9 protein-coding genes are annotated in these 8,166 nt (G+C 69.0%); 3 read left to right on the top strand and 6 right to left on the bottom strand.

Annotated elements, in window-relative coordinates; genetic code table 11:
- Nucleotides 1–9 precede the first annotated feature (9 nt).
- From WDC82_RS24885 to WDC82_RS24895, 3 genes are all read left to right on the top strand, one after another.
- A complete protein-coding gene (locus WDC82_RS24885) occupies nt 10–738 on the top strand; it encodes a hypothetical protein (RefSeq protein ID WP_340120153.1) in 729 nt (242 codons plus the stop codon).
- A 59-nt stretch (nt 739–797) separates the two neighbouring features.
- Nucleotides 798–2,942 (top strand): DUF294 nucleotidyltransferase-like domain-containing protein, encoded by a 2,145-nt coding sequence (locus tag WDC82_RS24890; RefSeq protein WP_340120154.1) that lies wholly within the window; start codon nt 798–800, stop codon nt 2,940–2,942.
- 82 nt (nt 2,943–3,024) lie between these two features.
- Entirely contained in the window at nt 3,025–3,828 is an 804-nt protein-coding gene (locus tag WDC82_RS24895) for a hypothetical protein (protein ID WP_340120155.1), read from the top strand.
- A gap of 64 nt (nt 3,829–3,892) precedes the next feature.
- On the opposite strand, the gene WDC82_RS24900 is transcribed toward WDC82_RS24895, so the two are convergent.
- From WDC82_RS24900 to eutB, 6 genes are all read right to left on the bottom strand, one after another.
- Nucleotides 3,893–4,504, bottom strand: a complete 612-nt coding sequence (locus tag WDC82_RS24900; protein ID WP_340120156.1) for a DNA-3-methyladenine glycosylase I — start codon at nt 4,502–4,504, stop codon at nt 3,893–3,895.
- Nucleotides 4,505–4,508: 4 nt separating this feature from the next.
- Nucleotides 4,509–4,799 carry a YciI family protein gene (locus WDC82_RS24905; protein ID WP_340120157.1) on the bottom strand — a complete coding sequence of 97 codons (291 nt, stop codon included), beginning with the start codon at nt 4,797–4,799 and terminating at the stop codon, nt 4,509–4,511.
- Nucleotides 4,800–4,807: 8 nt separating this feature from the next.
- Entirely contained in the window at nt 4,808–5,389 is a 582-nt protein-coding gene (locus WDC82_RS24910; RefSeq protein ID WP_340120158.1) for a TetR/AcrR family transcriptional regulator, read from the bottom strand.
- 112 nt (nt 5,390–5,501) lie between these two features.
- Complete coding sequence (locus tag WDC82_RS24915) at nt 5,502–5,774, bottom strand: hypothetical protein (RefSeq protein ID WP_340120159.1); 273 nt, start codon at nt 5,772–5,774, stop codon at nt 5,502–5,504.
- Between the two features lie 80 nt (nt 5,775–5,854).
- Nucleotides 5,855–6,847 carry a cyclodeaminase gene (locus WDC82_RS24920; RefSeq protein ID WP_340120160.1) on the bottom strand — a complete coding sequence of 331 codons (993 nt, stop codon included), beginning with the start codon at nt 6,845–6,847 and terminating at the stop codon, nt 5,855–5,857.
- Nucleotides 6,840–7,937, bottom strand: coding sequence for a hydroxyectoine utilization dehydratase EutB (eutB, locus tag WDC82_RS24925; protein WP_340120161.1), 1,098 nt, complete (start codon nt 7,935–7,937; stop codon nt 6,840–6,842). Before eutB ends, WDC82_RS24920 begins: the two co-directional genes overlap by 8 nt.
- Nucleotides 7,938–8,166 lie beyond the last annotated feature (229 nt).

Raw genomic sequence — 8,166 nt, forward strand, 5'->3', positions numbered from 1 at the left:
TTGTGGGTGATGCCCCTGTTGCAGCCTCTTGTCGATCGGGCGAAGGCCCTGGTGCCGGAGTTCATGGCGCGCCTGACCGTGCGGCGCGACTCGGGGCCCATCGATTCGGTCGATTCGCTCTGCGGTTTCGTTTCCACCCGGGCGGCCTACGTCGCCCAGAAGACCCTCTACGGCTACCTGAAGACGCGCATGGGGACGCGCTACCCTCATGTCTTCGAGGACGAAGTCTTCATCACCTCGGTCGACATCGCCAAGCTGCAGATCTACGCGGCCTGCCTATCGGACCTTGCTATTTTCGCCGTGTCGCGCGTCCTCCAGGACGCCCCGGCCGGCCCGGGCGCCTCCCTGCCGGCCGCCTCCCTGCCAGACGCCGAAACCTGCCGCGCCCTGGCCCTGCACTGCTTCGAGCGTGGCCTTGCCGACAATGCGGGGCAGGCGGGCGCCGTGGCGGCCTTCTCGCCGGAAGAAGCGCTGGCCGCCTTCCGGCGCCGCCTGGCCTTCTGGGACTGGGACGGGGGGCCGCAGGGCCGCGCCATCTTCACGGAGAGCCCGGCGGCCCTGGTGCGCTGGGCGCCGATCGCCCAGGCGCTGAAGAAGCACGACGCGGAGATCGTGGAGAACTCCATCAAGTTCACCTGGCGCGACGTGCGCCAGGCGCTCGACAAGCGCGTCGACGGGGCCGCGGTCCTGGCCGGGGCCGCCCATCTGGCAAGCCGGGCGGGCGCCGTCCCGGCCTGACGCCGCGCCGTCCGGCGAACGCGTCCGGCCAACGAGGGGGCGAGGGGGGAGGCAGGCGGATGAGTTTCCATTCCGTGGAGGGCGCCGGCCTGTCGGGCCTGCCGCTGCATGCCATCCCGGTGGTCGCCATGGACACCGAGACGACCGGGCTGGACGTGAAGACCGACCGCGTGGTGGAAATCGCCGCAGTGCGCCTCAAGGGCGGCCCCCCCGGCGCCGCGCCCAGCTATGCCGCCCTGGTCGATCCCGGCGTGCCGATCCCGCCCGCCTCGACCGCCATCCACAGCCTGACCGATGACGAGGTGGCCGGCGCCGCCGCCTTTCCGCAGGCGATGGCGGCCTTCACCGACTGGGTCGGCAAGTCGGTGGTGGTCGGTTATTCGATCGGCTTCGACCTCGCGGTGCTGAAGGCCGAGCACCAGCGCCACGGGGTGGCCTGGACGGCGCCGCGCTCGCTCTGCGTGCGCCACCTGCTGCAGCTGGTGGCCCCCCACCTGCCCGGCCAGTCCCTGGAGGTGGCCGCCCAGTGGCTGGGCGTCGAGGTCGGCGAGCGCCACCGTGCCCTTGGCGACGCGGAGACCGCCGGGCGCATCTTCAAGGCGCTGCTCCCGCGCCTGCGCGAGAAGGGCATCGTCACCCTGGCCCAGGCCGAGCGGGTCTGCCGCAGCCTCACCGCCCGCCTGGAGGAGGAGGCGCAGGCCGGCTGGCACGACGTCGTGCGCGACACCCGCCAGGCCCCGCGCAGCGTCGCCGAGTACGCCCGCATCGACAGCTTTCCCTACCGCCACCGGGTCGCCGACGTGATGCGCCTGCCGGCGGTCACCATCGCCGGCACGCGCAGCCTGCAGGAGGCGCTGGCGCAGATGATCGAGCGCGGCATCAGCTCGGTCTTTGTCGAACCGGCCGAGCCCGGCCCGGACGACCCTGGGGAGTGGGGCATCCTTACCGAGCGCGACATCCTGCGCGCCATGAACGCCGACCCGGCGGGTGCCCTGGCGGCGCCGGTTGCGCGCTACGCCAAAGTCCCGCTGGTCACCATCGAGAGCGACGAGTTCGTCTACCGCGCCATCGCCGGTATGTCGAAGCGCGGCTTCCGCCACCTCGGCGTGCGCGACGCCGCGGGCCGGCTGGTCGGCGCCCTCAGCGCGCGCGACCTCCTGCGCCAGCGCGCCAGCGATGCGCTCTCTCTCGGCGACAGCCTGGAGCAGGCGGAGACGCCGGAAGATCTGGGGCGCATCTGGGCCGGCCTCACCACGGTGGCGCGCGGCCTGGTCTACGAGGAGGCCGACCCGCGCGACATCGCCGCCATCGTCTCGCGCGAACTGCGCGCGCTCACCAAGCGCGCCTGCGAGCTGGCCGAAGCGATGCTGGCGGCGCGCGGGGAGGGCGGCCCGCCCCGGGCCTACGCCATGCTGGTGCTGGGCTCGGGCGGGCGCGGCGAGAGCCTGCTGGCGATGGATCAGGACAACGCCATCGTCTTCGATCAGGGTGAGCCCGCCGGTCCCGAGGACCGCTGGTTCGAGCAGCTCGGCATTCTGGTCGCCGACATGCTGAACGATGCCGGCGTGGTCTACTGCCCCGGCGGCATCATGGCCTCCAAGGCGCAATGGCGCATGGACCTCGCCGGCTGGCGCCGCCGCATCGAGATCTGGATCGGCAAGTCGCGGCCCGAGGACATTCTCAACAGCGACATCTTCTTCGACGCCTTGCCGGTGCACGGCGACCTCCGGCTGGCGGAGCGCCTCTACGCCGAGGCGGCCGCCGCCGCGCGCTCGTCACGCACCTTCCTGAAGGCCATGGCCGTGCCCGCCGGCGACTTCCGCGTGCCGCTCAACTGGCGCGGCCGTCCCAAGCTGGAGGATGGCCGCATCGATCTGAAGAAGAACGGCATCATGCCGATCTTCGCCGCCGCGCGCATCGCCGCGCTGACCCACGGCATTGCCGCGCGCTCGACGCCGGAACGCCTGGAGGCGGTCCGCCAGCTCGACGTCGTCGATGCCGCGCTCATCGGCCGTCTCATCGAGGCGCACAAGATCCTGCTCGGCACCATCCTGCATCAGCAGCTGCGCGACCTGCCGCTCGGCGAGAAACTCTCCAACCGCGTCGCCCCCGCCGAGATGGAGCCTTACGAGCGCCAGCAGCTCGCCTGGGCGCTGGGCCAGATCGACAGCGTCAGGACGCTGCTGGGAACGCCGGGTTTTTGAGCGGGAGAGCGGCGCATGGCGGTAAGGTCTACTAAGCTGAACGCCTCTCCGATGCGGGGCTCGTGAAGAGAGGCGAGACGCGATGAAGATCCCGAAATCGATGACGGAACCGCTCAGGCAGCCGCTTTCCTGGGTGATTGCGGTTTTGGGAGGGCTGTCGCTCTTCAATCTGTGCCGCAATCTCGACCTCGTTACCGCCAGCGCGCCGGTCACGTATCTCGACCAGCTGTATGCAGCCATCCGCGATTTGATATTCCTGCCGCTCGAGACAGTGTCGCGCGTGACATGGCCGGCCTGGCTGAAGAACGCTCTTGTCATCTATGTGGTGTTCGCCCGCGCCTATGCGTCCTCCATCGCTTTTCTCAAGGAAGAGATGACATCCCCGCCGCCCCGGGACCCTTTCTTCCGCAATACGTTCAAGGCCTATCCTCCCTTCGAGAAAGGCCCGATCCATCGCAAGCTGGTCTGGGTCGAGGCGGTATTGAGATGGCGATGGGTTCAACGGCTGCAACCAGCCGTGCGCAAAGGGCTGATGATTGTCGTGTCGTTCTTCTGGCCCGTCGGCATCGCGAGCCTGATGATAAACCCGACGATGATCATCGAAACCAGAGGCGTGGATGAGGTCGGCGCGCCGCACCCCGCGGATCGAAGCAAAACCGAACTGCCGCCCCTCGATGAGCACGGAGGCTACCAGTACTCTCCGAAGTTCCCGGCCGAAGGTCATATGACGCAACCGATCTATGACGCGCGCCTGATCTTCCTGGCGTTCATACTGGTCCAGGTGCTGCTGGCCCTGGCCATGATCGTTGTCAACGCACTGCTGCCCGGCCCCGAAGTGCAGCAGGCTCAGAAGGCGATGACAGTGGCGCTGTTGCGAACCTTCTGATTCGCGGACGGCCAAAGCGCCGTGACAAACGATTGCCGGCGGCCGCGGCCCCGCGGCTCGGGCGTCACCGCCCCGGCCGCTTGAACGCCTTTCGCGCCTGCGCCGCCTTCTGTCGCATCACGCAGTCCTCGGCGTGGTCGTTGATGAGGCCCATGGCCTGCATGAAGGCATAGACCGTGGTCGGGCCGACGAACTTCCAGCCGCGCTTCTTCAATTCCTTGGACAGCGCGATGGATTCCGGCGAGGTCGAGGCCGTCTGCGGCTTGCCGAGGGTCTTCGGGTCCGGCTCGTAGCGCCACAGGAAGGCGCCCAGCGAGCCTTCCTGCGCCACCATATCCTGCGCGCGCCGGGCGTTGTTGATGGCTGCCTCGATCTTGCCGCGGTGGCGGATGATGCCCGCGTCCTTCAGCAGGCGCTCGACATCGCGCGTGGTGAAGCGCGCCACCTTGTCGACGTCGAAATCCTTGAAGGCCGCGCGGAAGTTCTCGCGCTTGGCCAGAATGGTGCGCCAGCTGAGGCCCGACTGGAAACCTTCCAGGCACAGCTTCTCGAAGAGGCGGCGGTCGTCGCCGACCGGGAAGCCCCATTCGCGGTCGTGATAGGCGAAGAATTCGGGTGCGGCGGCGCACCAGCGGCAGCGCGGCTTGCCGTCCGGCCCCTCGACCGTGTCGCTCATGCGCTTAGGCCTCGACCAGGAAGCCGAGCCGCGCGTCGGCGCGCGACGGCGTCAGTTCGGTGATCCCGGCGCTCACCACGCCCTCGGCCACGAAGGGGTCTTCGTTCACCCGCGCCTCGAGTTCGGCGCGGGAGACGCCATGCGCCACCACCGCGCCGCCCAGGTTCGGCTGCAGGCTGCCGGCCAGCAGGAAGACGCCGTCGTCGAAGCCGCGCTGCAGCCAGGCCTTGTGGCCTGCCATGAACTGGCCGGCCTTGCTCTTGTTCCGTGCAAACTTCAGTTCAACGATGAACATGGGATCTCCTATTTCCGCGCGCCCTTGGCGAGCTGCACATCCAGCCAATCGTACATCTCCTGCACCTCGCGGCGGATGAAGGCCTCGTCGCGCAGGGCATTGGCCAGCGTGGCCACCCCTTGGCTGCGTGCCAGCAGGTGCAGCGCCAGGGCATCGGCGTCCTTGCGGCGGCCCGCGATCTCGAACTGCCGCCTCAGCCATTTGCGGAACAGGGTGAACAGCGTGTTCGCCGCGGCGCGGGCGTCGTGGCCGAGCTTCGCCAGCTCGCCGGTCAGCGTGCCGACCGGGCAGCCGTAACGTTTGATCTTCGACTTGTTGGCGATGAGGATGTCGATGAAGCTGCGGATGCGCGCGGCAGGCGTGGCGCCCTCGGCCTCCCAGCGCGCCAGCATCGCCTGCGTGCTCTCCAGGCGCCCGGCGATGACCGCCTCCAGGATCTCGTCCTTGGTCTTGAAGTAGTAATAGAAGTTGCCGCGCGAAATCCGCACCGCCTCGGCGATGTCGGTAAAGGATGTGTGCGCGAAACCCTGCCGGTAGAACAGCCCGTCAGCCGCCGCGACGATCTGTTCCCGGGTCGCCTTGTCGCCCAAGACGCCGTCCTTTCTTCCGATTTAGGACGCTTGTCCAAATGATCGCCGAAAAAAATAGGACGACCGTCCAAGTTTGTCAAGCGCGAGACTCGGCGCCAAAGCTCCGCGCTGGTCAGCTGCGGGGGCGGTTCTCCTTCGGCTGCTTTTCGCTGGCCTTCGCCACGGCCCGTGGCGTCGTCGCGGCGCCGTAGCCGAGCGCGACGACCCCCGCCGCGATGAGGAAGATGCCGAAGGTCGCCAGGTTCTGGACGCCCAGGAAGTACAGACCCGCGAGGATTATGATGATGTGGATCGCGAACCACGCCGACATGTGCACGAAGCCATGGAACGTCCGGTCGCGGGAGAAATAGAGCTCGCGGGATAATGGTGTGTTGCTTTCAGCCATTGCCTTGCTCCTTTTGCAGAGGAGAACGGCGCAGGCGGGGGCATTGTTCCAGGCGGAGAGCGGGGTGAGAGGTCGACCCCCTAGGACGTGAACCGCGTCCCGGCGCCCGCCGTGCGGGCCCGGGCGACGGCCAGGGCGGCGATGGCGGTGTCCTGCACGCCGGTGCCGGTGAGGTCGCAGAGCAGGCACTGGGTATCGTCCGCGCGCCCCGGCTTCTGGCCGGCGATCACCTGGCCCAGTTCGGGGAAGTCCGCATGGGCGTCGACGGCGCCGGCATCGATCGCGTGGTGCAGCTCGCCGACCAGGCGCACCTGGGAGAGGCGGTCGCAGAAGTAGCCGTCGGCGGCGGTGAGCGCCGCCGGCGCGATCTCGTTCTTGTAGGGCGCGTCGGAGCCCATGGCGATCACCGTCAGGCCGGGGTGCAGCTGCGCGGCTTCGATCAGCGGCCTGTTGGCGGGCGTCGTGGTGACAACGATGTCGCTCTCGGCGGTCAGTTTGCCGATGTCCTCGGCCATGTGGACGGGGACGCCCAGCGCGTCGGTCATTTCCTGCGCGCAGGCCTCGGCGTTGCCGCCGTCGCGCGCCCAGACCAGCGCGCGCTCCAGCGGCCGCACCAGGCTGATCGCCTGCAGCTGCAGGCGCGCCTGCACCCCGGCGCCGACGATGCCGACCTTGGTTGCGTCCTGGCGGGCCAGGGTGTCGGCGGCGACGCCGCCGGCGGCTGCCGTGCGCAGGTCGGTGAGATAGCCGTTGTCCAGCAGGATGGCCTCGACCAGGCCGGTCTTGCTGCTGAACACCACCATCAGGCCGTTCAGGCTGGGCAGGCCGATCTTCGGGTTGTCGAAAAAGCCGGGGCTCATCTTCATCGCCAGCCTGTCGAGGCCCGGCACGTAGGCGGTCTTCACGTCGATCTCGCCGTTGGCATCGGCGATCTCCAGATGCAGGATCGGCGGCATCACCACCGGCTTGGTCGCCAGAGCTTCGAAGGCGTCCGCGACGCAGGCGATGATGTCGCGGTCCAGCGTCAGCAGGCCGCGCAGATCGCTTTCGCTCAGCAGGCTGATCTCAGGCATGGCGTGCCGCTTTCTCTTGCGCGCTCCTCTGTTGCGCCTGGTATTCCGCCAACAGGTCGGGGTTCTCGCCGGCGACGATGCGGGCATGCAGGCCCATGTCGATGTTGCCGCCGCTCAGCAGGATGATGGTGGTTCCCCAGCAGCTTGAAGATTGGGGCCGCGGCGCTTGCAGCAGCGCCGCGATGCCGACCGCGGCGCCGCCCTCGACGATCTGTCGCTCCTCGATGTAGGCATGACGGATGGCGCCCGCGATTTCTTCCTCGCTTACCAGGATGACCTCGTCCACCAGGTCGTGCACCAGGGCGTAGGTGTGAATATTTTTCAGGCCGATGCCGCCGCCCAGGGAGTCCGCCAGCGTCGGCAGTTCCTCGACCGGCACCGGATGCCCGGCCTTGAGGCTGTCGTGCATGGCCGGCCCCCGCTGCTGGGAGACGCCGACGATGCGCAGGCCCGGCTTCAGGGTCTTGGCCGCCAGTGCGATGCCGGCGATCAGGCCGCCGCCGGACAGCGGCACCACCAGGGTGTCGGCCTCGGGCAGGTCCTCCAGCATCTCCAGGCCCAGGGTGCCCTGGCCGGCGATGATGTCCGGGTGGTCGAAGGGCGGCAGCGCGACCATGCCCTCCTCGGCGACCAGGCGGTCGACCTCGACCTGGGCGTCGTCCTGCGACAGGCCGACAATGCGCGCCTCGGCGCCCAGGGCCTCGATGGCGGCCACCTTGTTGGCGGGTACCAGGGCCGACATGCAGACGATGCAGCGCGCGCCCGCCTGCCTGGCCGCGTGGGCCAGGCCGCGGCCGTGGTTGCCGGTCGAGGCGGCGGTGACGCCGCGCGCGCGCAGCTCCGGCGGCAGCGACAGCACCGCGTTGGTGGCGCCGCGCAGCTTGAAGGCCCCCGTCGTCTGCTGGTGCTCGCACTTCAGGTGCACCGGCTGGCCGTGGCGTGCGCTGAGGCTGGGCGAGGGATTGAGCGGCGTGCGGCGCACCAGCCCTGCGATGCGCCGGCGCGCGGCCAGCACGTCGGTCATCGTCGGATGCCCGGTCTTCTTATGCCCGGTCTTCTCATGCGCGGATTTCTCATGCGGGCCGGTCATCTGCGGCCTCCCTGGTTACCGTGGTCTCGGCCGGTCTTAGCACAGGCGGCCACACCAGGGAACCGCGCCCGGGACGGCAGCCTGCCGATCGGCGGCGGCTGCCGCAAAAGGCGATGGCGGCGGAAAGCCCGCCGCCATCGATCGCGAAACAGTGTTTGGTCAGGCTGCGCGGACGGCGCTGAGGAACTTCTCGACGGCGACCTTCAGGTCGTCGGACTGCTTGGCGAGC

The organism is Pelagibius sp. 7325 (assembly GCF_037652055.1).
Taxonomy (GTDB): Bacteria; Pseudomonadota; Alphaproteobacteria; order Kiloniellales; family Kiloniellaceae; genus Pelagibius.

Coding starts and splice junctions, on each gene's coding strand:
- eutB (WP_340120161.1), bottom strand. CDS start 7,937: ATGACCGGCCCGCATGAGAAATCCGCGCATGAGAAGACCGGGCATAAG.
- WDC82_RS24915 (WP_340120159.1), bottom strand. CDS start 5,774: ATGGCTGAAAGCAACACACCATTATCCCGCGAGCTCTATTTCTCCCGC.
- WDC82_RS24900 (WP_340120156.1), bottom strand. CDS start 4,504: ATGAGCGACACGGTCGAGGGGCCGGACGGCAAGCCGCGCTGCCGCTGG.
- WDC82_RS24885 (WP_340120153.1), top strand. CDS start 10: ATGCCCCTGTTGCAGCCTCTTGTCGATCGGGCGAAGGCCCTGGTGCCG.
- WDC82_RS24890 (WP_340120154.1), top strand. CDS start 798: ATGAGTTTCCATTCCGTGGAGGGCGCCGGCCTGTCGGGCCTGCCGCTG.
- WDC82_RS24905 (WP_340120157.1), bottom strand. CDS start 4,799: ATGTTCATCGTTGAACTGAAGTTTGCACGGAACAAGAGCAAGGCCGGC.
- WDC82_RS24895 (WP_340120155.1), top strand. CDS start 3,025: ATGAAGATCCCGAAATCGATGACGGAACCGCTCAGGCAGCCGCTTTCC.
- WDC82_RS24920 (WP_340120160.1), bottom strand. CDS start 6,847: ATGCCTGAGATCAGCCTGCTGAGCGAAAGCGATCTGCGCGGCCTGCTG.